General features: G+C 57.6%; 22 protein-coding genes and 1 tRNA gene. 15 read left to right on the top strand and 8 right to left on the bottom strand.

What is annotated here, in order from left to right; genetic code table 11:
• Positions 1-70: 70 nt before the first annotated feature.
• Positions 71-1,045, bottom strand: coding sequence for an isopenicillin N synthase family dioxygenase (locus AC2FFP_RS01305; protein WP_496767887.1), 975 nt, complete (start codon positions 1,043-1,045; stop codon positions 71-73).
• Positions 1,045-2,409: an FAD-dependent oxidoreductase gene (locus tag AC2FFP_RS01300; RefSeq protein ID WP_496767889.1), complete on the bottom strand. Its 1,365-nt coding sequence runs from the start codon at positions 2,407-2,409 to the stop codon at positions 1,045-1,047. The genes AC2FFP_RS01305 and AC2FFP_RS01300 overlap by 1 nt, the downstream gene beginning before the upstream one ends.
• A gap of 167 nt (positions 2,410-2,576) precedes the next feature.
• Here AC2FFP_RS01300 and proS point away from each other — a divergent pair, with 167 nt between their 5' ends.
• Positions 2,577-3,917, top strand: a complete 1,341-nt coding sequence (proS, locus tag AC2FFP_RS01295) for a proline--tRNA ligase (RefSeq protein ID WP_496767892.1) — start codon at positions 2,577-2,579, stop codon at positions 3,915-3,917.
• Entirely contained in the window at positions 3,901-4,794 is an 894-nt protein-coding gene (locus tag AC2FFP_RS01290) for a glycosyltransferase family 2 protein (protein ID WP_496767894.1), read from the top strand. Before proS ends, AC2FFP_RS01290 begins: the two co-directional genes overlap by 17 nt.
• Before the next feature lie 5 nt (positions 4,795-4,799).
• Here AC2FFP_RS01290 and AC2FFP_RS01285 read toward each other — a convergent pair whose 3' ends face one another.
• Complete coding sequence (locus tag AC2FFP_RS01285) at positions 4,800-5,150, bottom strand: hypothetical protein (RefSeq protein ID WP_496767896.1); 351 nt, start codon at positions 5,148-5,150, stop codon at positions 4,800-4,802.
• Positions 5,151-5,487: 337 nt separating this feature from the next.
• Between AC2FFP_RS01285 and AC2FFP_RS01280 the strand changes: the two genes are divergently transcribed.
• The 3 genes from AC2FFP_RS01280 to AC2FFP_RS01270 all read left to right on the top strand — a co-directional run bounded on the left by AC2FFP_RS01280 (position 5,488) and on the right by AC2FFP_RS01270 (position 8,513).
• A complete protein-coding gene (locus AC2FFP_RS01280) occupies positions 5,488-6,474 on the top strand; it encodes a DUF6492 family protein (protein WP_496767899.1) in 987 nt (328 codons plus the stop codon).
• 64 nt (positions 6,475-6,538) lie between these two features.
• Positions 6,539-7,834 carry a lipoprotein-releasing ABC transporter permease subunit gene (locus tag AC2FFP_RS01275; RefSeq protein WP_496767902.1) on the top strand — a complete coding sequence of 432 codons (1,296 nt, stop codon included), beginning with the start codon at positions 6,539-6,541 and terminating at the stop codon, positions 7,832-7,834.
• Entirely contained in the window at positions 7,827-8,513 is a 687-nt protein-coding gene (locus AC2FFP_RS01270) for an ABC transporter ATP-binding protein (RefSeq protein ID WP_496767904.1), read from the top strand. The genes AC2FFP_RS01275 and AC2FFP_RS01270 overlap by 8 nt, the downstream gene beginning before the upstream one ends.
• Here AC2FFP_RS01270 and AC2FFP_RS01265 read toward each other — a convergent pair.
• On the bottom strand, positions 8,497-8,934 hold the full coding sequence (locus AC2FFP_RS01265) for a DMT family transporter (protein ID WP_496880637.1): 438 nt from the start codon (positions 8,932-8,934) through the stop codon (positions 8,497-8,499). The two genes, AC2FFP_RS01270 and AC2FFP_RS01265, sit on opposite strands and share 17 nt — an antisense overlap.
• Before the next feature lie 92 nt (positions 8,935-9,026).
• Here AC2FFP_RS01265 and AC2FFP_RS01260 point away from each other — a divergent pair, with 92 nt between their 5' ends.
• Entirely contained in the window at positions 9,027-9,425 is a 399-nt protein-coding gene (locus AC2FFP_RS01260) for a c-type cytochrome (protein ID WP_496767907.1), read from the top strand.
• 3 nt (positions 9,426-9,428) lie between these two features.
• Here the strand turns inward: AC2FFP_RS01260 and AC2FFP_RS01255 are convergent, their stop codons facing one another.
• On the bottom strand, positions 9,429-10,103 hold the full coding sequence (locus tag AC2FFP_RS01255; RefSeq protein WP_496880636.1) for a hypothetical protein: 675 nt from the start codon (positions 10,101-10,103) through the stop codon (positions 9,429-9,431).
• Between the two features lie 59 nt (positions 10,104-10,162).
• On the bottom strand, positions 10,163-10,825 hold the full coding sequence (locus AC2FFP_RS01250; protein WP_496880635.1) for a DNA-3-methyladenine glycosylase I: 663 nt from the start codon (positions 10,823-10,825) through the stop codon (positions 10,163-10,165).
• 415 nt (positions 10,826-11,240) lie between these two features.
• Between AC2FFP_RS01250 and AC2FFP_RS01245 the strand changes: the two genes are divergently transcribed.
• The 7 genes from AC2FFP_RS01245 (at position 11,241) to AC2FFP_RS01215 (ending at position 19,134) form a co-directional block, all read left to right on the top strand.
• Positions 11,241-12,191, top strand: coding sequence for an ABC transporter substrate-binding protein (locus AC2FFP_RS01245; protein WP_058275748.1), 951 nt, complete (start codon positions 11,241-11,243; stop codon positions 12,189-12,191).
• A 10-nt stretch (positions 12,192-12,201) separates the two neighbouring features.
• Positions 12,202-13,251: a quaternary amine ABC transporter ATP-binding protein gene (locus tag AC2FFP_RS01240; protein WP_496880634.1), complete on the top strand. Its 1,050-nt coding sequence runs from the start codon at positions 12,202-12,204 to the stop codon at positions 13,249-13,251.
• Positions 13,248-15,314: an ABC transporter permease gene (locus AC2FFP_RS01235; protein ID WP_496880633.1), complete on the top strand. Its 2,067-nt coding sequence runs from the start codon at positions 13,248-13,250 to the stop codon at positions 15,312-15,314. Before AC2FFP_RS01240 ends, AC2FFP_RS01235 begins: the two co-directional genes overlap by 4 nt.
• 108 nt (positions 15,315-15,422) lie before the next feature.
• Positions 15,423-16,088 (top strand): NnrU family protein, encoded by a 666-nt coding sequence (locus tag AC2FFP_RS01230; protein WP_496724334.1) that lies wholly within the window; start codon positions 15,423-15,425, stop codon positions 16,086-16,088.
• Positions 16,089-16,160: 72 nt separating this feature from the next.
• Positions 16,161-16,682 carry a DUF2478 domain-containing protein gene (locus AC2FFP_RS01225; RefSeq protein ID WP_496767920.1) on the top strand — a complete coding sequence of 174 codons (522 nt, stop codon included), beginning with the start codon at positions 16,161-16,163 and terminating at the stop codon, positions 16,680-16,682.
• An 86-nt stretch (positions 16,683-16,768) separates the two neighbouring features.
• A complete protein-coding gene (locus AC2FFP_RS01220; protein WP_496843556.1) occupies positions 16,769-18,016 on the top strand; it encodes a D-arabinono-1,4-lactone oxidase in 1,248 nt (415 codons plus the stop codon).
• Positions 18,013-19,134, top strand: a complete 1,122-nt coding sequence (locus tag AC2FFP_RS01215; protein WP_496880632.1) for an alanine racemase — start codon at positions 18,013-18,015, stop codon at positions 19,132-19,134. The genes AC2FFP_RS01220 and AC2FFP_RS01215 overlap by 4 nt, the downstream gene beginning before the upstream one ends.
• Positions 19,135-19,141: 7 nt before the next feature.
• On the opposite strand, the gene AC2FFP_RS01210 is transcribed toward AC2FFP_RS01215, so the two are convergent.
• Positions 19,142-20,623, bottom strand: coding sequence for a hypothetical protein (locus tag AC2FFP_RS01210; protein WP_496880631.1), 1,482 nt, complete (start codon positions 20,621-20,623; stop codon positions 19,142-19,144).
• A gap of 227 nt (positions 20,624-20,850) precedes the next feature.
• A tRNA-Tyr gene (locus AC2FFP_RS01205) sits at positions 20,851-20,934 on the bottom strand.
• Between the two features lie 116 nt (positions 20,935-21,050).
• On the opposite strand from AC2FFP_RS01205, the gene rlmB reads away from it, so the two are divergent.
• Both rlmB and AC2FFP_RS01195 read left to right on the top strand, forming a co-directional pair.
• The gene (gene rlmB / locus AC2FFP_RS01200) at positions 21,051-21,824 is read left to right on the top strand and encodes a 23S rRNA (guanosine(2251)-2'-O)-methyltransferase RlmB (RefSeq protein WP_496767927.1); all 774 of its coding nucleotides are present in this window, start codon (positions 21,051-21,053) and stop codon (positions 21,822-21,824) included.
• The gene (locus AC2FFP_RS01195; RefSeq protein WP_496768104.1) at positions 21,805-22,119 is read left to right on the top strand and encodes a hypothetical protein; all 315 of its coding nucleotides are present in this window, start codon (positions 21,805-21,807) and stop codon (positions 22,117-22,119) included. Before rlmB ends, AC2FFP_RS01195 begins: the two co-directional genes overlap by 20 nt.
• Positions 22,120-22,154: the final 35 nt, after the last annotated feature.

The following is a 22,154-nucleotide window of genomic DNA, read 5'->3' as shown; positions in this document are numbered from 1 at the left end:
CTCTTACCGGTGTTCTTGGCTTAACCGGTCCCGCGATGCAAGCGGTTCATGCCTTGGGGATTTCCAGGAATTATGAGTCCAGCGTTCCGAGCTCGGGCGTATCAGCCGTGGCGGTTTCATCGGGCCAGTTTGTGCGCCAGATTTCGGCCGACCAAAGCCCGCAGTGAACCGCAGGGCGATCAAAGCCGGGCAGCGGCGGTAACAGTGGCTCGACGATCACTTCGTGACGCGGAACCGCGAAATAAGGGAAGGAATAGCGTTCTTTGCCAGATTTGTTGACCACCCGATGCGGCGTTGATTTCAACCGTCCACCCGACCACAGCTCAAGCATGTCGCCGATATTCACGATAAAGCCGCCGGGTGGGCAATCCGGGGTGATCCATCCGCCATCGCGGGTCTGCACTTCTAGCCCGCCAACGGGGTCGGGGGCGATAATCGTCAGGGCATCCGTGTCCTTGTGGGGATGAATGCCAAAGCCTTCCTCATCCGGTGCCTGCGGCGGATAGTGCAACAGCGTCATGTTTGTCATGGGGGTGGCAAAGGCCTCTTTCAGGACGTTGGGCTTCAGAGCCAGACCGATTTCAAGCGCGCCCAGAAGCAGTTCGGCCACGTGGTCCAGTTGCGACCAATACTCCAATATCACTTCCTGCGCGCCCTGTACTTCAGCTGGCCAGAGGTTCGGGCCATAAAGCGCACAGTCATCACGAACCGGGTGGTCCTCGGAAACTTCGAAATGAAGCTTGTAACCTTCGTATTTGTCCGCCTTGCCCGAGCCATCATTGGGCGTGAAGAAACCCATGGGGATATATCCGCGATAATTGTTGCGGGTGATGGCCTGATCCCACTTGCTCTGTTCATCGATGTCAAAGATCGCGCGCGTCTTGGCACGGACCTGATTAACGGTGTCAGGCGAAACCCCAGTGCCTGTGATGGAGAGAAAGCCGATGTCAGTGCAGGCGTTCAATATCCGCTGAACGGTTGCGTCATGGTCCGGATGGGCCGTGTCTTGCAGCGGAGAGATGTCGATCGTGGGGATTGACTGCATCAGTGAACCCTCACGCCCTGCCGGTCCAGTTCCGCGTGAACAGGGGCAAGGTTCATCGCGTGTAGGTCCTGGTTGCCTTTCAGCGACAAGGCCGCGGCAATTCCTGCACCCTGTCCCATGACCGCGCAACAGGCCATGTTGCGCGTTGCGGCGTGGGCCACCTTGTCCGCACCGTGCGAACGGCCCGCGACCAGCAAGCCTTTGATGCCCTTGGGTAGCATCGAGCGATAGGGAACCTGCAAATATCGCCCCGTGGTCGGCAGGATCAATATGCCATAGCCATCGATGAATTCGGGATAGATACCGATTGTATCCTCGAACCGGCCCTGATGGCGGGCGTCATCTTCAGTCATGTTATAGACCGCATCGATCTTCCGCGTGTCGCGAATGCCGATGGTCATCCCAAAGTTCCGCAGCCGTGCGTTTTCACAACCGGGCATGAACCGGCGCAGCGCCTCAATGGCAAGCATCGACTGGCGGCGGCCCTCAATCTCGCCACGTGTCAAACTGTCGGGGTCCGTGCCGTCGATCTCGGCCAGGTGGATGAGGTTCATATAGGTCAGCTCGCCCGTGTCGTGCATTGCACCCCATGTGCCCGCGATGGTGTTCAGATGCGGCGGGATCAGGCCCTGATCGATGGCCTGCTGGAACGGCTTGTGCACGAAGGGAGAGAACATGTCGTCTTCTTTGCCCGAAGTTTCGATGTTCCACTCACCGCCGCCGCCCCAATCCTTGTAGGTCTGGGGATCTGCCTTGACGCCCTCCATAAAAGCGCGTTTGTCGACACCAGCCAGATGAAACATGACCGAGGCGGCCATCATATCTTCGCGGGCGGTCTTGTGCGTCGGCGCGCCTGCGCGGTGGGCAACATCGGCGTCGCCGGTGGCGTCGATCACAACCTTGGCCAGGATCGCCTCGCGCCCCGCTTTGGATTCAGTAATGATGCCGGTGATCCGGTCACCTTCCATGATCGGAGCGACGAATTGCCGGTGCAGCATCGGATGAACGCCTGCCTCTTCAACCAGCTTGTCGGCCACTAGCTTAAAACCCTCGCTGTCCAATTCATAGCTCAGCGACTGGCTTTCGGGCACCGCGGCGCCCATGTCCTTAGCACGGGTCTCGAACTCCATGCCGATGCCACCAGCCTCGACCGTCTGTTCGTGGCGGTACCAGGCAAAGCCCTCAACACCCACGGCGGTGATATTGCCACCCATACAGCCAAAGCGGTCGACCAACGAAACCTCAACACCGGCGCGCGCCGCAGCCAGCGCGGCGGCCAGTCCGGCTGGGCCTGATCCAACAATAAGAACGTCCGTTTGGTGTACCACGGGAATCTTACGAGCGGGTTCCTGAATGGTCTGCATGGGTGCCCCTTGGAATTACATTTCCGTCACAATCGAAGTCTCTGACTGGCGGGTCAATCAAAAAACCGACTGACCCGAGGTCGCAAAATAACCAATGCATGATTGCCCCCGGCGGGGCTTTGGCATAAGCAACTTTGAAGTCCAAATTCACCTTTAAAGGTTCACCAATGCGCCTCAGCCGTTACTTTCTGCCCGTTCTCAAGGAAAACCCCTCCGAGGCCCAGATCGTCAGCCACCGGCTGATGCTGCGCGCCGGGATGATCAAGCAAGCTTCAGCCGGAATTTACTCCTGGCTGCCGCTGGGCTTCAAAGTGCTGCGCAAGCTGGAAAACATCATCCACGAAGAGCAGGCGCGCGCTGGCCACATCGCGATCCAGATGCCCATCATCCAATCGGCTGACCTGTGGCGCGAATCCGGGCGGTATGATGACTACGGTCAGGAAATGCTGCGCATGAAGGACCGGCATGACCGGGATATGCTGTTCACGCCGACTGCCGAGGAACTGGTCACCGACATCTTCCGCGGTCATGTGAGCAGCTACAAAGACCTGCCGCTGACGCTGTACCAAATCCAGTGGAAGTTCCGCGATGAGATCCGCCCCCGTTTCGGCGTGATGCGTGGGCGCGAATTCTACATGAAGGACGGCTACAATTTCGACCTGACCAAAGAGGATTCGCTGCACTCCTACAATCGCCATCTGGTCACCTATCTGCGCACCTATGAGCGCATGGGCCTGCAAGCCATCCCGATGCGCGCCGATTCCGGCCCCATCGGTGGCGACAACACGCACGAGTTCCTCGTTCTGGCTGATACCGGTGAATCTGAGGTGTTCTATGACAGCGCAGTCACCGACCTGACCTTTGGTGACCGTCAGATCGACTACGACAGCCCCGAGCAGTGCCAGGCCATTCTTGAGGAGTTCACCTCGAAATACGCCCGCACCGATGAGACCCATGACGAGGCGCTGTTCAATCAGGTCCCCGAGGAGCGTCGCCGCGTGGCGCGTGGGATCGAGGTTGGCCAGATCTTCTACTTCGGCACCAAGTATTCCGAAGCCATGGGTGCAACTGTTCAAGGCCCCGACGGAAAGCCGGTTCCTGTTCACATGGGCAGCCACGGTATCGGCGTCAGCCGCTTGATCGGTGCAATCATCGAGGCCAGCCATGACGACAAGGGCATCATCTGGCCCGAAGGCGTGACGCCGTTCCATTGCGGTATCGTCAACCTGAAACAGGGTGATGGCGAGGCCGACGCCGCGTGTAACAAGATTTACGGCGCGCTGACTGCGCTGGGCCTCGACCCATTGTATGATGACCGTAAGGAACGGGCAGGGGGCAAGTTCGCCACCATGGACTTGATCGGTCTGCCGTGGCGCATCACCGTTGGCCCGCGCGGTCTGAAAAACGGAGTGGTTGAACTGACCTGCCGCCGCACAGGCGAAAGCGAGGAGTTGCCCCCCGAGGCCGCCGTTACCAAGATCGCCGAGATCTATGAGCGCATCGCCTGATACCTCTGACGCGCCGCTGATCTCGGTCATCACCGCGACTTATGACCTGCTGTCGCAAGGGCGGCAGGACAGTTTTCGCGAGGTGATCGATTGCATGGCCCGTCAGAATTGCGGCCGGGCTGAGCATATCATTCAAGATGGGGCGTCGAGTGATGGCACGGTCGAGTTTCTACAGGACCTGACTGCGGACGCACCGCGCACCCGGCTGTTCAGCGAACCGGATACCGGTTTGTATGACGCAATGAACAAGGGCGCGAAGGCCGCGCGTGGGGAATATCTGTTGTTCCTGAACTCGGATGACTCGCTGGCATCCGACGACATTTTGAACATCGTCGCTGATCGGCTTGAAGCGACACAGCCGGATTTCCTGTTCGGTTCGACGTTGCGCCGGTTCGAGGATGGATCAGAAAGCCGAGAGAAACGGATGTCGCTGACAGCGATTCTGCAGCGGATGCCGTTCTGCCATAACTCGGTGTTGCTGAAGCGGGATGTGTTTTTGGCGCTGGGCGGACATGCCACTCAATTTAGCGTCGCGGCCGATTACGATCTGATGTTACGCCTTTTGACCGAAGGGTATCAGGGCGAGCGCATTGACGACCCGATATCCATGTTCTGGGGCAGGGGTGCCACGAGCGACGATGTCGCAACAGCGGAAGACTACGCCCGTGTCTGGATGAATTACTACGGCGGTTACAGGTCGACCGATAGTCTGACACAATCCGATTTCGTTCGGTATTACCAACGTGGTCACATGCCCGCGGCACTGATCCTTGAGCGAATGTTAAAGCCCGGCACGTCGGATGCCATCAAAGCCGCCGCGCGCCACAGTCTGTGGAAGACCACACGCCGATCCGTTCAGTTCTGGCGCAGCTTTTAGGCGCGTCAGGCCGTCGGTCGGGCAGTCAGAACATCTCCGTTGGCCTCATGGCCCCGTGCCACGACGATCGGACGGCCCAGCTGTCGCACCAGATCCCTGAATTCAAGGCCCAGGAAACGCAGACCGCAAACCCGGTCTCCGGTGGTTTGATCGGTGATGCACATCCGTCCATCCCGGAACGCCAGACAATATCCCTTGTCGTTCAGGATGTCGGTCAGACCAGCCCAGCTTGCCGCGCTGGCAAAGACCGGAAGGATGGTTGCGCGCAGAAGAACTGCGGATTCACAATCCAGTTCGGTTGATGTTTGTCGGACCGAAAATGCGTCCGGTTGTTCAGTTTCAATTCGAATACTCATGAGCGACCCCCGCTCTGTAAAATGAATTCCCCCATAGTCAGGGTGACAAAGTTTCCAAAAATAAGCAAAACGCGAAATAAAATTGCGCTAATAATGTTGCATTTTGAGGTCAGTTTGCCTCGCCATGCTCACATTAACTTCATACCTGAAACAATACCGGGCTGTCTGTGAAGAGCGTCACAACCGGCGGTATATTTTAATGGCGGATGATCTCCTTTAGTTCGAGTGTCCGTTTGACCGGTGGCGTTGCTGATTCGCAATTTCGGGGCTTTGAGAGCGAATTTGACCGCGCCGAAATTGCTGATAAACCGGGCAAAACGATGAAAGGGCCCGCGCTGTGCTGAGTTTCGCGACCGTCGTGTATTCCAAGGACTTTCCCCTGCTTGAACTTCAGGCGCTGTCTTTTGCCCGTTTTGTCGATCCGGACATGGTTTCGTCGATTCACGTGATCATGAATGACTGCGACGAAGATACGCTCAGGGCAAAAATCGAACCCCTTTTGGCTTCATACGGCCCACTGCGATCCAAGGTTCAGGTCCTGGGCGGCGATGACCTGTTGTTGCAGCCCGGTCAGTACGCGCGGCGATCCTTGTCGGATCGGATCATGATCGAAAATCGGTTTCGTATTCCCGGCATTCGCAGGCAGGGGTGGCGCGGGTCCAACGGGTATCGCAGTCAGCAAGTTCTGAAGCTGGGCGCCGCGCGCGTTGCGGCGTCCGAGAACATGGTTGTCCTGGACACCAAGAACGTCTTTCTGCGCAGCTTTGATCCGACTGAGTTCTTTGCTGACAATGGTGCGGCGCGTATCGCTTTCATCGACGTCCAAAGCGATTACCACCGCAATTGGCTGGTCGAGAGCCATGATGCACTGGGCGCGTCAGGTACCGACCTCAACGGGTTAAGGACCACGACATTTGCGACCCCTTTCGCGATGCGCCGATCCTTGGCCTTGGCGCTGTTGGACGAGATCAACGATCGGTATGGCTCGGTGCAGGCGTTGTTTGGATCGCGCAGGCGGCCGTCCGAGTTCATGCTGCTGAATGCGTTCTGCCTCAAGTCGCCTGATGGCTATGCACAGTGGTTCGAGGACCACGCGCAATGCAATATCGGGCTCTGGCCGACCTATTCGCCCGAGGAAATGGCATCGCAGTTGGCGATGCTGGATGATCCCGCTGCATTGACGTTGGGTCTGCATAACCGCGCCTTGTCGCTGTTGCCCGGCGATCTGCGGGATCGTGTGTTTTCCGAGTTGGAAGACAGGGGTATTTGTACCCGACCGCGCGCCGAAGAGGTGCTAAACCGCGCGGCAACGCTGACCGGCTGACAACCGGCTTGACCATCCGGTGAAATGCCGAAAGGGTCGCGACAACAAAATAACCGGAGCAGGCATGGCCAGAACACCCCCGCCCTTTGCCCCATTTGAGTGGAAAATCGCGTGGCGTTACCTGCGCGCGCGCCGTGCCGAAGGTGGCGTGAGCGTTATGACGTGGATTTCCCTGATCGGGATCACGCTGGCCGTCTTTGCCCTGATTGCCACTCTGGCCGTCCGTTCTGGATTTCGGTCCGAATTCGTCGGCACTATTCTGGGCGCAAACGCCCATGTGACTGTGTACTCCGCCGGAGAGTTTGATGCGCAGGGGCGCGTTGACCGCACAATCGCGGAATATGAAGAGATGACCAGCCGGATCGCGCAGGTTCCGGGCGTGGAACGCGCGGCCCCGCTGGTCAAAGGGCAGGTCCTGATTACCAATCGCGATCGCAGCAGCGGGGTCGAGGTCTTTGGTATCCGCCCCGACGACTTGCGCGATCTGCCGGGCGTCGCGCAAAGCGAACAAGCCGTCGGTGATCTGACCCAGTTTCAAGACGGAGAGGATGTGATTGCCATTGGGTCCGGTGTGGCGCGCAGCATCGGAGCGGCGGTTGGTGACACGGTCAAACTGACCTCACCCAATGGGGTGAAAACCGCCTTTGGGACGTCTCCGCGCGTGAACGCTTATCAGGTGGTCTATGTGTTCTCGGCCGGGCGGTATGACATCGACCGCACCCGCGTTTATATGCCGTTCACGCAAGCTCAGAGCTTTTTCAACCGCGACGGTGTGGCCGACGAGATCGAAGTGATGGTCGAACGGCCCGAGGAAATGACCCCGGTTCTGATTCCCATCCTCGAGGCCGCAGGCGGGCGCAGCCAGATCTGGACTTGGCAGGATGCGTCGGGCGGATTTCTGCGTGCGCTTGAGGTTGAGGACAACGTGATGTTTATCATCCTGTCGATCCTCGTCCTGATCGCAGCAATGAACATCGTGTCGGGCCTGATCATGCTGGTGAAAAACAAGGGGCGCGATATCGGTATCCTGCGCACCATTGGCCTGAGCGAAGGGTCGATCCTGCGGGTCTTTTTCATCTGCGGTGCATTCACAGGCATCATTGGCACCGTCATGGGCGTGATCCTCGGCTGCCTGTTTGCCATCTATATCGACCCGATATTCTCATTCGTGAACTACGTCATGGGCGGCGGCGTCTGGGATCCGTCCATTCGCGGCATCTACTCCTTACCCGCCGAGTTGCACCTTTCAGATGTTCTCAAGGCGATTGGGCTGTCGTTGGGGCTGTCATTCATCGTCACCTATTTCCCGGCCCGCCGCGCGGCGCGGCTGAACCCGGTTGAGGCGCTGCGCTATGAATGATCTGACGATGCGGCTGAACGGTTTGACCAAGACCTACCTCAAGGGCACTCCAGGTGAGGTGCAGGTGTTGCGTGGGGTCGATCTGGAATTGCGCGCAGGTGAGGCTGTGGCTTTGGTCGCGCCATCCGGGGCAGGCAAATCGACACTGTTGCACATTGCTGGGCTACTGGACAAACCAGATGAAGGATCAGTTGAGATCGCGGGCCAGAATGTAGCGGGCAGGGGGGATCGAACCCGTACAGCGCTTAGACGGCAGGACGTTGGGTTCGTGTACCAGTTCCATCATTTGTTGCCCGAGTTTACTGCGCTGGAAAACATCACCCTGCCGCAACTGGCTAACGGTGTATCCGAGAAGGCTGCACTGGACAGGGCGATGGCCTTGCTGGACCGCGTTGGAGTGGCGGCACGTGCCAAACACCGCCCCGCCGCCCTGTCAGGGGGCGAGCAGCAGCGTGTTGCGTTTTGCCGGGCCCTGGCGAACAAGCCACGCGTTTTGCTGGCGGATGAACCGACCGGTAACCTGGATCCCGAAACCTCGGATCAGGTATTTGGTGCTTTGATGTCGCTGGTCCGGGATGAAGGGCTTTCAGCGTTGATTGTCACGCATAACATGGATCTGGCCGCGCGGATGGACCGAAAACTGCGGCTGGAGGCGGGTGTTCTTAAGCCAGTTGAGTGATGGCGACACCGGCCGCCATCACGGCGATACCCCCGGCCCTTATCCATGTCAGCGGCGTGACCTGAGCACCAAACAGGCCAAAATGATCGATGGCCGCCGTGCTGATCAGCTGTCCAAGCAGAACAAAGAACACTGCGTTACCGACCCCGAAATGGGGGGCAACATGCGTGATCGACAAAACATAAAACGCAATCAAAACACCGGCCAACAACAGGTATTTCGGGGCTTGGGCCACCTTGGATAGCGCTTCCATTCCTGGAAACAGCAGCATGACCAGGGCTGACGCCAGGAACGCGATGGCAAACAGGACTACGCCGGCGGTTGTCGGGGACCCGATCAGCTTGCCCAGTGCGGCATTCAAAGCCGCCAGAATCGGAACGCCGATCCCGGCCGCCAGCATAATGGCTGCGTATTGTGTCATTGCCCGTATCCTCCCGCTTCGTTGATCTGGATCATTGCGCCAAGCCGCCCGGCGGGCAAGCCTGCAAATGTCAATCGTGACAGGAGGATGCGATGATCAGACCGATGTTCAGGGCCGTTTGCGCGAGTGTTGCTGCGTTGGCGTCTCAGGCCATAGCGCAGAACGTTGAAACCGGTGCCGAACTCTATCAGCATTATTGTGCGACTTGTCATGGGATCGATGCGACCGGGCAGGGGCCAATGGCTGGTGTGTTGGTGATCCAGCCGACTGATCTGACACAGCTGGCATCCGGGGATGGAATGTTCCCAACAGCCAGCGTTGTGGCGCGTATCGACGGGCGTGATCCCTTGGTAAGTCATGGCAGCCCGATGCCGGTTTACGGTCCCTATTTCGACGGGCAGGATACCACGATGAAAACCCCAGACGGTCAGCCTATCCTGACCAGTCAGCCGATTGTGGATCTGGTGGCATATCTGGAGACGCTGCAATAAGGCTTAGCCTTCGCGGCAGATCCCTTCGACCTTCGCTCCGCTCCACGGAATGACAACGGCACGCTCGCGTTGCGCGCCAGGCAGCGGTGACAAGTCGAAATGCGCGCCCAACATGTCATGCAGGCGCTGGGTCCGCGGTGCGGTAGGGTCCAATGCCCGGCAGCAGACGTATTCCTCGACGATCGCCCCCTGTTGTTCGAATCCATAGGATAAAAAATCAGGCGATGTCTGCAGGTCGAACAAGTACGGGTCCTTGCTTCCGCCATGTTCGGCGGCGGCTCGCAGGGGGTGGTAACCAGTGGACTGGCGGTTCTGCCATTGCCAGACGTGGGTCAGTTCGTGTGCAAGCAACATCCCGGCAATAAGGTCCATCTGTTCCGGGAAATCGGACATATAGTCCTCAAGGTACCAGTCCTTGTTAAAATAGACCTTATTGAACAACGCAACAGCGGCGGGTTTCGCGGTGACGACACCTTCTTCGGTTGGTGGCAGGATACGTTCCCGACAGGCCAAGCGCGGCCGGTCCTTGCGGTAAAACGTGATCGGCGTTACCGGCGCACCTTCGACAAGTCGCACGCGATCCAAATCCAGCGTGTCGCCTTGAACGACACTTGCAAATGCGCGTTCCTGATCCGTCAAAGGGCGACCACAGGCAGCAAGCAAAATTAATAGCGTCATCAAAATACGAAAGGCCATAATCAAAGCCTAATGCGAAGTGCCCGCGCTGCAACCCGTTTTCACAGGCTCATTGCCAAAACCCTGCTGATTTCGGACAGCGATCGGCCGGATTGTTTCATCCATGTATTAAAGGCCTCTTGCACCGCAGCCATCGCCTTTTTTGATGTTGGGGCCTTGTCGACCACGCCTTCGGCAATCAATCGCGCGGTGACGTCTTGCGAGAGGATAAAGCTGTCGCGCCCTGCAAATCGCATGGCGTATTGCGCCGAAGCCCCACCCAGACGCGACCCTCGCTTGCCCAGCATCGCTAGCAGCCCGACAAAGTCGTCCGATGGCCAACCCCCAAGAACCTGACCCGCACCGCCTTCGTCACGAAGCTCCAGCAAAAATGCGGCATTGTCACGAACAGTCGCGATCTTGGTTCCGTTGCGCACAATGCGGGTATCCTGCAGCAAGGCGTCGAATTTCTCATCGTCCATGAAGGCGCAGCGTCCGACATCGAAACCGTCAAAGGCGATTTCAAACCCGTCCCACTTGTTTTCGATGACCTTCCAGTTGAACCCTGCCTGAAAGATGGATTTGGTGATAATCGAAAGCCAGCGATCTTCGGGAATCTCAGCAAGCTCGGCCAGACTTTTGGGTTTGCTCAACTTTTCATTCAACGCATCCGGGCCACCATGGCGATTGGTAGCCATTACAAAAATTTCATCGAAATGATGCATCAATCATGTCCTCCACCGATAAAGTTGCTTGTTGATCGCTTCGTTGCAAGGTCTCAAAGAGAGTGAAATTTTGGACATTTGGTGCGTCTGAAATCGAAAAATGCAGAAAAATCGAACATCGGGAAAAGAAATACTCGACAAAACAGGGGATTCGGGTTTGTGATTGACTCGTCAATCAAAGACCTGCGCCAAATATTTGTGTTAAGCAAAAACGCGCGCGATCAGTACAACGCAGCGGGTGGGGACTTGCAGCTTAGTACAAGGCGAAAAATTCCGCCTTTGTTCAAAGTGTTCACTTCCCTTTTGCGGCTAATTTTGTGCATGTTGCGACATGGTATTGTCGTCTGTTCAACCTTCCGGCGCGCACCTGTGCGCTGAGGTGGACGAAAAACAAAAAAAGACAGGGAGAATGTCGATGAAAAAACTCAGTGTCAGCCTGTTGGCTATGATGGTAGCCGGTTCCGCTTACGCCGCCGATATGGGGGCTGTGGACGAGCCGATTAAACTGGCGATCAACGAATGGACCGGTCAGCACGTAACGACCCAAGTGGCGGGTGAGATGCTGAAAGCCGCGGGTTACAACGTCGAATATGTGACCGCTGGTATGATGAACCAATTCCAAGCAATCGCGGATGGCGACATCACTGCGACGCTGGAAATCTGGTCGTCCAACGTCTCGGACGAATATGCTAAGAAAATTGACGAAGGCACCGTCGTCGAGATCGGCGATCTGGGTCTGGATGCCAAGGAAGGCATCGCTTATCCGGCACACGTGGCCGATCTGTGCCCCGGTCTGCCGGCATGGGAAGCGCTGAAGGATTGCGCGCAGGTCTTCGCGACCGCTGAAACTCTGCCCGGTGGTCGTCTGGTCGACTATCCTGCTGATTGGGGTACGCCCGGCGCCGACCGTATGACCGGTCTTGAACTGCCGTTCAAAGCTGTGCCTGCCGGTTCCGAAGGTGCTCTGATCGCAGAATTGCGCGCCTCGACCGAGCGCAAGTCGCCGCTGCTGATCACTTTCTGGCAGCCGCATTGGGCGATGTCGGCCTATGACGTTCAGTTCGTTGAATTGCCTGCCGGTGAAGAAGCCTGCTTTAACGATCCGGCATGGGGACCGAACCCGAACGCCGTGAACGACTGCGATTTCTCGCCCTCGCGCATCTTCAAAGCCAGCTGGAACGGGATGGAAGAAAAATGGCCCGCGGCCTATGAAATCCTGTCCAACTATCAATTGGCGGTCGAGGACCAGCAGCCGATGATGGGCGCGATCGACGTTGACGGCGGTAAAGTCGAAGAAGTTGTCGCCGAATGGATGGCTGCGAACGAAGACAAATGGCGTCCGGTTGTTGACGCGGCAACGCAGTGAGTTCGCATAAGTGACTGACGCGAATACGCCAGCCATTACCTGCCAGAATCTCTGGCAGGTTTTTGGTCAAGGCGCAGACAAAGCCCTGACCGACGCGCTGTCTCGGTCAGGGAATGATGCAGACCAAGCCGCCGCCGATCTGCGCGAACACGGGTTCATCCCGGCCGTTCAGGACGCAAATTTTGAAGTCAAAGAGGGCGAGCTGTTCGTCATCATGGGCCTGTCTGGGTCGGGCAAGTCCACACTGATCCGCTGTATCTCGCAATTGTTGCCGGGCACGGGGGGCGAAATCCGTGTCGACGGCGAAAACGTCATCGGTGCGTCGAAGAAAGCGCTGACCGAATTGCGGCGCAAGAAGTTGGGCATGGTGTTCCAGCATTTTGGCCTGTTTCCACACATGACCGTTGCGGACAACGTGGCCTATCCACTGCGCGTATCGGGCGTCGGCAAAAAGGAACGAATGGCTCGCGCACAAGAGGTCATCACTTTGGTCGGGCTGGAGGGCCGCGAGGACAGCTACCCGCGTCAGCTTTCCGGTGGTCAGCGTCAGCGCGTGGGAATTGCACGGTCTTTGGCGGTGAACCCGGACATCTGGTTTCTGGACGAGCCGTTCTCGGCCCTTGATCCATTGATCCGCCGTCAGCTGCAGGACGAATTCCTGCGCATTCAGGCGACGCTGAAGAAATCCATCGTGTTTATTACTCACGATATCCAAGAAGCACTGAAACTGGCCGACCGCATCGCCATCATGCGCGATGGCAAGATCGTCCAGATTGGAACGCCGACGGATATCGTATTGCGCCCTGTCGATGATTACGTGCGCGAATTCTCGAAAGACGTGGCCAAGGGTCAGCACGCCAAAGTTGCCTCGGTCATGCGGGACGAGTCTGAACGTGGCCCGGATGATCCTGGCCTGACAACCTCGATGACGCTAGACGCCGCGTTGGCGCATTGCATGGAGCTTTATGAGCCCGTTCCTGTGCGAGATGAAAACGGCAACATTGTCGGGACAGTCCACCCCTCGGATCTGGCCGCCGCCTTGCAGGTGGAAGAAACATGACCGCCGTCACGGATACTCCGAGGCAACACGCATTGCGTCTTTCGGTAGGCGCAAAGGCGGCTTTGATCACTGCTATCGTTGGTGCGATTTGTCTTGCGTTAGAGGGCGTTGCGCCTTGGTTGGTCAAGTGGCCCGCCACTTGGGAACTGCCCGCCACGCAATGGGTCGGCGCGTTTCTGGACTGGTTTCTGAACGGTATCAAACCGGCGATGCGGTTGTTCTCCGACCTGATGGCATATCCCATGAACGGGGCCAATTTCGTATTAGGTAATACACCATGGCCCATTCTCATCGGTCTGGTAACGGCGCTGGGTTGGTTTCTGGGCGGTTTGCCGATGGCGGCGCTGGGATTCTTTGGCCTGAGTTTTGTGCTGGCCTCAGGCTACTGGGCCGAGAGTATGAATACGCTGGCTCTGGTCGCTGTTTCGGTTCCTGTCGCGCTGATCGTGGGCGGTGCCATCGGCATCCTTGCCAACGAGGTGCCGCGCGTCAGGTCCTTTGTTCAGGCGGTTTTGGACGTGATGCAAACGGTTCCGACATTTGCCTATTTGACCCCGCTATTGCTGCTATTCGGCTTTGGCCCGGTTGTAGGTCTGATTGCCTCGGCCATCTATGCGGCCCCGCCAATGGCGCGCAACGTGATGCTGGGTCTGGAACGGGTCGAACCCGAAATCAAAGAGGCCGCCATTATGTCCGGCGGCACGCGGTTTCAGCAGTTATTTCAGGTCGAAATCCCCGCAGCGGCGACGCAGATCATGGTGGGCGTAAACCAATGCCTGATGGCTGCCCTTTCAATGGTCATCATCGCTGCCGTTATCGGCGGGTTCAACGACATCGGCTGGGAAGTTCTTCTGACCATGCGCAAGGCTCAGTTTGGTGAGTCGCTGATGGCCGGTCTCGTCATCGTGGTCTTTGCTGTGGTGATCGACCGGATGAGCGGCACGCTGGCGACCGAGCGTAAGCGCTATGATCCACGCGTTGTCTGGGCGGTCTTGGGCTTTACGGCCCTTTTCACCGTCGCCTTCTGGGCATGGCTGCCGAACCCGTCCGAACTGACCTTGCTGGATCCTATGGCCGAGGCTGTCGATAGCGGTCTGACCGCGTTCACGCAGGCAAATGGTCCTTGGCTGGATGCGCTCAAGAACAACTCATTGTTCTATGTTCTGTTGCCACTGCGGATCGGTCTTGATCAGGCGGTTTTGCCCTTCACATGGGGGTTCCAATGGACGCCTGAAATGAGCGAACGCCTGTTTATCGTTGGGGGTGTCATCGCCGCACTGATGGCATGGCGCGGTCACCTGACAGGCGGTTTGATCGTGCTGATCCTGATCGGAATGTTGGAAACTGGTATTGCAAACCTGCCATGGCCTTTCGTTCTTACTGGCGCTGCCGCGCTCAGCTATGTCGCGGGCGGCTGGCGTCTGGCGGCGCTTTCGGTGGGGTTGCTGTGTACCATCCTTGTCTCCGGTCTTTGGGAGCGCGCCTTGCTGTCGCTTTACCTCAGCGGTGCTGCGGTGTTTTCCTGCGCCGTGGCAGGCGGCTTGATCGGACTGGCCAGTGCGGTATGGGCGCCGGTCTGGAAGGTTGTTCGTCCAATTTGCGACATGCTGCAGACGATCCCGCTATTCGTGTTCCTGATCCCCGTGCTGATGGTGTTCCAGATTGGCGAGTTCTCGGCCTTTCTGGCCATCTGTGCTTACGCCATCGTCCCGATGATCCGCTACACGCGTCACGGGCTGGTCAACACTCCAGAAGAGATGATGGAGGCCGCAATCTCGAGCGGTGCGACCGAGTGGCAGATCATGCGCGACGTGCGCGCGCCGTATGCTGCGCCGACGATCCTGCTGGGGTTGAACCAGACCATCCTTTATGCCTTTGCAATGCTGGTGATCGCGGCACTGATCGGGACCACCGGTCTGGGGCAGTCGATCTATCTTGCACTGGGGCAAGCGGATGTGGGTCTGGGCATCTCGGCCGGTGCTGCTATGGCGATTCTGGCGCTTGTTGCCGACCGTATCGTACAGGGCTTTGCCGAAGAACGGCGCAAAGCGCTGGGGCTGTAAATTGGGGCAGGGGCGGCGCGTCCGCCCCTTCTACCCCGCGTTTGATCTTGGACAAAGACCGGACAGCGTTCGGGGCGTAGACCGCGCGTAACACGTTCGGAGAATACTATGACCAGTTGGGCCTTCTTTCTTGCAGCACTGATCACCTTTCTTCTCAGCCACGCCATCCCGGTGAGGCCGGGTGTTCGCAGTCGACTGATCGAAACACTAGGGCGCAAGGGTTATTTTGCGGCATATTCCGCACTTTCCCTTCTGGTGCTGGCATGGCTGATCGTCGCCGCAGCGCAAGCGCCATATGTTGAGGTCATCCCGCCGCTTGTCATCTTTCGCTGGGCGCCACTCTTGGTGATGCCAATCGTGTGCTGGCTGGCTGTCGCGGGCATATCGATCCAAAACCCGTTCTCATTTGGCGGGATGGGGCATTGTACATTCGATCCCGAAAAACCGGGCATCTTGCGGTCCACTCGCCACCCTGTTCTTGCGGCTTTGATGCTGTGGGCGGGGGCTCATCTGCTGGCCAATGGCAGCCTGTCACACGTGATCCTGTTCGGGCTTTTTGCAGGCTTTTCGACATTCGGCATGGCACTGATCGACCGCCGCAAACAACGCGACTTGGGTATGGAATGGACCCGGTTGTCCCGCAACACGGCCCGCCTGTCGCTGCGCGTACCACAACCGTGGCCGCGCCCTTGGGTCTGGCTGGTTGCAATTGCGATCTTCATGGCATTGCTTCATTTGCACGCGCCTGTGATCGGATTATCGCCATTACCGTGATCCAAGAGAGTGGTCGCGCAGGACCTTGCGTGCTATCTGGAACGTTACAAATCTGTACTAAGGGGTCCTTGGATGCATCTGGCCTATGTTACTACCACCGACCGCGGCGCAACCGACCGCCTGTTAAGTGCGGTTGCCGAACACCTGCTCGCCAAAGGCGCGAGCCTTGCGGGTGTGGTTCAAACCAACACCGAATGCGCGGATAGCAGCAAATGTGACATGGATGTTCGCGTTCTGCCCGAGGGTGAGACGATCCGTATCTCGCAATCCCTTGGTGAGCAGTCACGTGGTTGTCGTCTGGATCCTGCCGCGCTGGAACAGGCCGTCGGATATGTGACCTCTACGCTGGCCGACGCGCCGCAATTGCTGATCATCAACAAGTTCGGAAAACATGAGGCTGACGGGCGCGGATTCCGCCCGGTGATCGCCGAAGCACTGGCGCAGGATGTTCCCGTCCTTGTCGGTGTGAATGGTCTGAACAAGGAAAAATTCGACGCGTTCACAGGTGGTGCTGCTGAACAGATCGAACCTGATTCTGAAAGCATCATCGCATGGTTCGACCGAGTCACTGCGCAACGTGAGGCCGCGGCCTGACAAAGCTCCCGTTGGGTAAGCTTCTGTTTTCCTGACTTGTTTCGTGTCGCATGTGCTGCAATCCTTTCTCTCGGAGGAGACAGTGCATGTGGACCAACTGGGCCGGAAACCAGCGCACGGATACGCCAATAGCGCGCCCGACGTCGATTGCTGAACTGCAAAATGAGATCGCGCGACCCCAAAGCCTGCGGGTCTTGGGTGCGGGGCATTCCTTTACGCCAATCGTAGCCGGTGGTGACCGGATCGTGGACTTGTCTGATTTGGATCTATCAACACCTGGCGATGCCCGGCAGGATCGGGTGTGGGTCAACGCCAATGCGCGGTTGCGAGATTTGTCACCGACGCTGGCGGACAGGGGGCTGGCGTTCCGTAACCTTGGAGATATCAACGCACAATCACTGGCCGGCGCGGTGTCGACGGCGACCCATGGGACCGGGCGGGACTTGCCGTGCCTTGCGGCAGAAGTCACGGCGGCCCGAATGGTCGGGGCAAGCGGCGATATTCTGACCACGGATGATATCCCGCTTGAGATGGTACAGGTCAGTTTGGGGATGCTAGGCGTTCTGACCGAAGCGCAGATTTCGGTCGTGCCAAAGTACAACTTACGTCGTCAGGTTCAGCTTGCCTCGGTCGAGGAAAGTCTGGCCACGATGCACGAGAAATGGGCAGAGAACCGGAATTTCGAATTCTTCTGCATCCCGTTTACCGGAAAGACTGTCGAACTTCGTCACGCCATCACGGATGCAGCCGAAAGCAAAGCACCGCGCGATTTGGATATGATTGCTGTAAAGGTACTGAAACTTGCGCGCAGCGCGGGGCGGATCAGCGAAGGGTTGCGCAGTGCGATACTCAAGCTACTGACGCTTGCGCAGTCGGACGAGGATTATATCGGCGAAAGCTGGCGGGTTTTGTGTAGCGACCGGCATATTCGTTTCAAGGAAATGGAATTCCATCTGCCGCCAGATGTGGCTGGGGATGTTCTGCAAGAGGTTCTGACGCGCCTACATCGCGACCACAAGGACATCTACTTTCCGATCGAAGTGCGCCAGACTGCTGGCGACACGGCCTGTCTGTCTCCGTTCCAGGGTGGGCCGCGCATTTCCATCGCTATTCACGCCGACGCAGCCGAGGATCATAAACGGTATTTCGAAGCCATTGAGCCGCTATTTGTCGAAGCAGGGGGCCGCCCTCATTGGGGTAAGATGCACAATTTGGCTTACAAAGACCTGTCCGCAATGTATCCGGATTTTGATCGGTTTTGTGCGCTGCGCGAACGGCTCGATCCACAGGGTAAGTTTTTGACCCCCGCGCTTGCTCGGTTGTTTCGACCATGAATGCAGCAGCCCTGAAAGCCCTGTCAGATGTTCTGCGATCACACGGGGTCGACAAGCCCGTCGTCGTAGTGGACTTAGACTTGTTGGACGCCAATTGTGTTGTCGCGAAAAGGGCTGCTGACGCTGGGCTGGCCCGCAGGCTGGTCGCCAAGTCTCTGCCCTGCCTTCCTTTGTTGGATTTCATTCGCGAGCGCATCTCGACCTCTGGCCTGATGACGTTTTCCGAACCGATGTTGCAGGCGCTTTTGACGGCCGAGCCCGATACGGACCATCTGATCGGGAAGCCCCTGCCTGTCAGTACGGCTGCAAGGCTTCTGACCACCAATCACGACGCGGCAAGGCGCGTTCAATGGTTGATCGACACACCAGCTCGGCTTGGGGAATATTTGGCGTTGGCTTCAGATCGCCAGACATCACTGCGTTTGTCTTTGGAACTGGATATCGGCCTGCACCGTGGCGGGCTAAATTCTCAGAATGTCCCAGAACTTGCCCAACAAATAATGGCGCACCCATACGGGCAGCTTGCCGGGGTCATGGGGTACGAGGCGCATTTGGCGAAACTGCCCGGCATTCTGCGCAACCGAGCGGTTCGGGCCAGTGCAGATGCGTTCAACACAGCCATCGCCGCTTTGCCGCGTGACGAGGATGGGTTGTGTCTGAACACAGGCGGCAGCCTGACCTTTCAATCCTACCTTGCCGAGGGTTCTGCGAATGAGGTGGCATTCGGCTCGGTCCTGGTAAAGCCCGGCGATTTTGACCACGCCACGACGCAGGCGTTTGACCCAGCCGCGTTCATTGCGACACCAGTTCTGAAAGTAATGCCGGGAAACGCATTGCCGGGTCTGGAGTTCTTGCCGCGACAAAAAACGGATATTGCGATCTTTGGCGGCCACTTCCTTGCCCAGCCGGTTTTCCCAGCAGCGTTTGGCTACTCAGCGGTCTTTGGCCGTTCAAGCAATCAGGAAGTGTGGACAGGTCCACGTTCGGCAGACGTATCGCCGGGCGACATCGCACTGCTGCGCCCTGATCAAAGCGAGGCTGTGCTGAATCAGTTCGGCACCATTCTGGCCGTCCGAGGCGGGCAGGTGGTTAGTGAATGGCCATGCCTGCCTAACTAGGCGTCGGTTAATCTGCAAACAGGGCTTCGGCGGCACGGCGCGCCTCGGGGTCGCGTTTGATTTCTTGGTTGTAAGGAAGCTCGGCCAGTTCGGGCACCGACTGACGCAAGATCGCCGCGTTCAAATCTCCGTTCCTGCGCAGGGCAGGAGTAATGCTCATACTGCGTGAGATTAGATATCTGTCATTGAACGGATTGAGCGTAAAGTGACGCGGCATCCCATTCAGCCCGGCACCCATTGTGTTTGGAAGGATGTTCTCAAGAAATGATAGGTCAAACGCGTAGCGGTGCGTTTCCGGTGGCAGTGTGTCAAGCCAAGTCATCACCTCACGTTGCCAATAGACAGCGGGTGGAATGCCTTCAAGCGCCCTTAAGCGCAGGCGCCGCACCAGATGTGGAAATCGAAACGCATCCTGCCCTTTCCACTGATTTGCACGGTTCATGTCCATGACATTTCCACGCATCGAAATCTCGGCATCAGGCAGGAATTCGTGTGCCGCCAGTTCACGATACCCCATCGTCGACGTGTGCCCGCCCGTGCGTAGGCCGAATAGTTTCTCCTCTAAGCTGGGTGCATCCGAGGGGTCACGTTTTTCGGTCAACTTCATGCCGTCAATCAAATCGGGTTCGAATCCAAGTTTCTGTCCAATTTTCTGGGCAAGCAGACAATCCAGAGATGACAGATAGTTAATCCGGTGCGTATAAAACGCACTGACATGTTCAAGGTGCTCCTTGGCCGACGCGACCAGTGCCCGGCTGTCATACCCACCTGTAATCGGAATGGCGGCCCGAAAGGATCCCGCAAGCGCACCAACTGTCGCCCCGAGACGCGTCACTATTTCTGATGCAACAGTGTCAATATCTACATCTGCGGTAAACGGTGCGTCCGACCGGGGCCAATGGCGGTATTGCTGATACCGGGCAAGGGTAAGAGCGTGATTTGGCCGCGCCAGCCGCAAATCGCGATCACCAGTGATGCCCAGTGAAAAGTTGGTTGCCCCAGACATGACGTCCTCGACCCGGATATACCGACCTGGTTCAATGGGTCGGTCCAGCGCCATGAAAGGTGATGAGCCGATTAGGCCCGTCTTCGGGTCATAGAAACAGGACAATTCCAGTGTGGGATCGAAATATAGCCTTTGTTCGCGCCCGAGCCTGCTGAATATGACAAAGCGCCCTGCCAGGTTTTCAAGCCAGTCTTCCAGATCGCGCCAAGTCGGGCTGGCACCAAGATCGACCTGTGTATCGTCTGCTATAACCGTTCCGGTGTCGACCGCGATCCCCAGAATCAACAGCTGTAGGCTGGCGTCGGCGCAATCGGGTTGCGCAACGTTTAGCCGAGGACTGTGATGAATTTTGAACGGGGCGAACTCAACTGTATTCCAACCTTCGGGCGCTGCCACATTGTCCGATCTGACTGCGTATTGATGGGGAAAAACATCATCGAACGGAATGCCGATTTCCTGCGCTTCACGTATTGCCTGTAGCATTTGCTCTCCACATCGGATGGATCCGCAAAGCCCTGACTTCGCTGGGTATCCTGCTGTTCGTTGTTTGCGATCAGATTAACCGGAGGCGATTTGCACTTCCAGTGGCAAGACCGCTGATCCGTCGCGCAGCGTCCCGCCGATGTCAACAATTTGCAACAGAGCCGCGCAATCGAAGGCCAGCGCAAACGAAAGTGCTTGGATTGAGTGATCTGCATGTGATTGGAAAGTGGTGGGCGACCCTGGAATCGAACCAGGCGTGCGTCTCCGCGAGGGAGTTACAGTCCCCTGCCACACCTTGCGGCCTGTCGCCCACTGTCAGGCGTTGCACCTGACGTGGAGGCGTGATTACTAGCGCCTTGAAGAAGCGTCAACAGGAAAATTTGGCTTTGACGCAGGAAACCGAATTCCCGGCCCGGAGGCCCAAGAAATGAAGAAACCCAAGTGGGTCGTTGAAAAGGAACAGGCGCGCAAAGCTGCGGCGTCTGAAACCGTTTGGCTGTTCGGTTTGCATGCCGTTCGGGATGCTTTGATGAACCCGAACCGGCAGAAACTGAAACTGATCGTGACGCGAAACGCGCGGGACAAACTGGCCGAAGCGATTGAATTTGCAGGGATTGAGGCCGAAATGGTCGACCCGCGCAAGTTCAACGCGCCCATTGATCCCGGTTCGGTTCATCAGGGGGCTGCGCTTGAGGTCAAGCCGCTGGATTGGGGCGGGTTGGCCGAAAACTGCATCGGGCGTGAACATCCGAGAGTCATTTTGTTGGACCGCGTGACTGACCCGCACAATGTCGGGGCGATTCTTCGCTCGGCCGAAGTGCTTGGAGCCAGTGCCGTGATCGGTACGCGGCACCATTCGGCGCCGGAGACGGGCGCGCTGGCCAAAACCGCGAGTGGAGCACTGGAGCGTCAGCCCTATCTGCGCGTGCGCAATCTGGCGGATACTATTGTCGAGCTGCAGAACATGGGCTTTCAGGTATTGGGTCTGGACGGTGAGGCCGAACAAACCATCGAGACGGCGTTGGGCGGCAAACTGGACCAACCTGTCGCGTTGGTGCTGGGGGCCGAAGGACCCGGCCTGCGGCAAAAGACCAAGGAAACTGTCAATCAACTGGTGAAAATCGACGCAGCCGGTGGGTTTGGTTCTCTTAACGTCTCAAATGCTGCCGCAATTGCCTTATATGCTTCAAGGCATCGATAGACAGGAGAGAGCCATTACCAGCCCGACCAAAATCGCTACTTGCTGTTACTGCGGAACGCGCGCTGCGTTGGTTCTGAAAGGGAAGCAACGCCACGAACTCAGCTGCTCTAGCTGTGGGGCCCCTTTGCATGACCTCAAGATGGTTCCCAAGCGCAAGCTGTGCAATGACAAGCCAAAGCGCGACAGCTACAAAACCGCTACCGCATACAAGTCCAAAAAGAAAAAGAAGAAAAAGGGGATTTTTGCGCGCGTCATTGATGAAGCATGGGATGTGGTCGAGGATATCTTTGACTGACGTGGGATAATACGACACGAGCGTTCACAACCGCG

Source organism: Ruegeria sp. YTSC004 (assembly GCF_059609805.1).
Note: the sequence above shows the minus strand (reverse complement) of the source record. Positions and strands in the feature narration are given on the sequence as shown.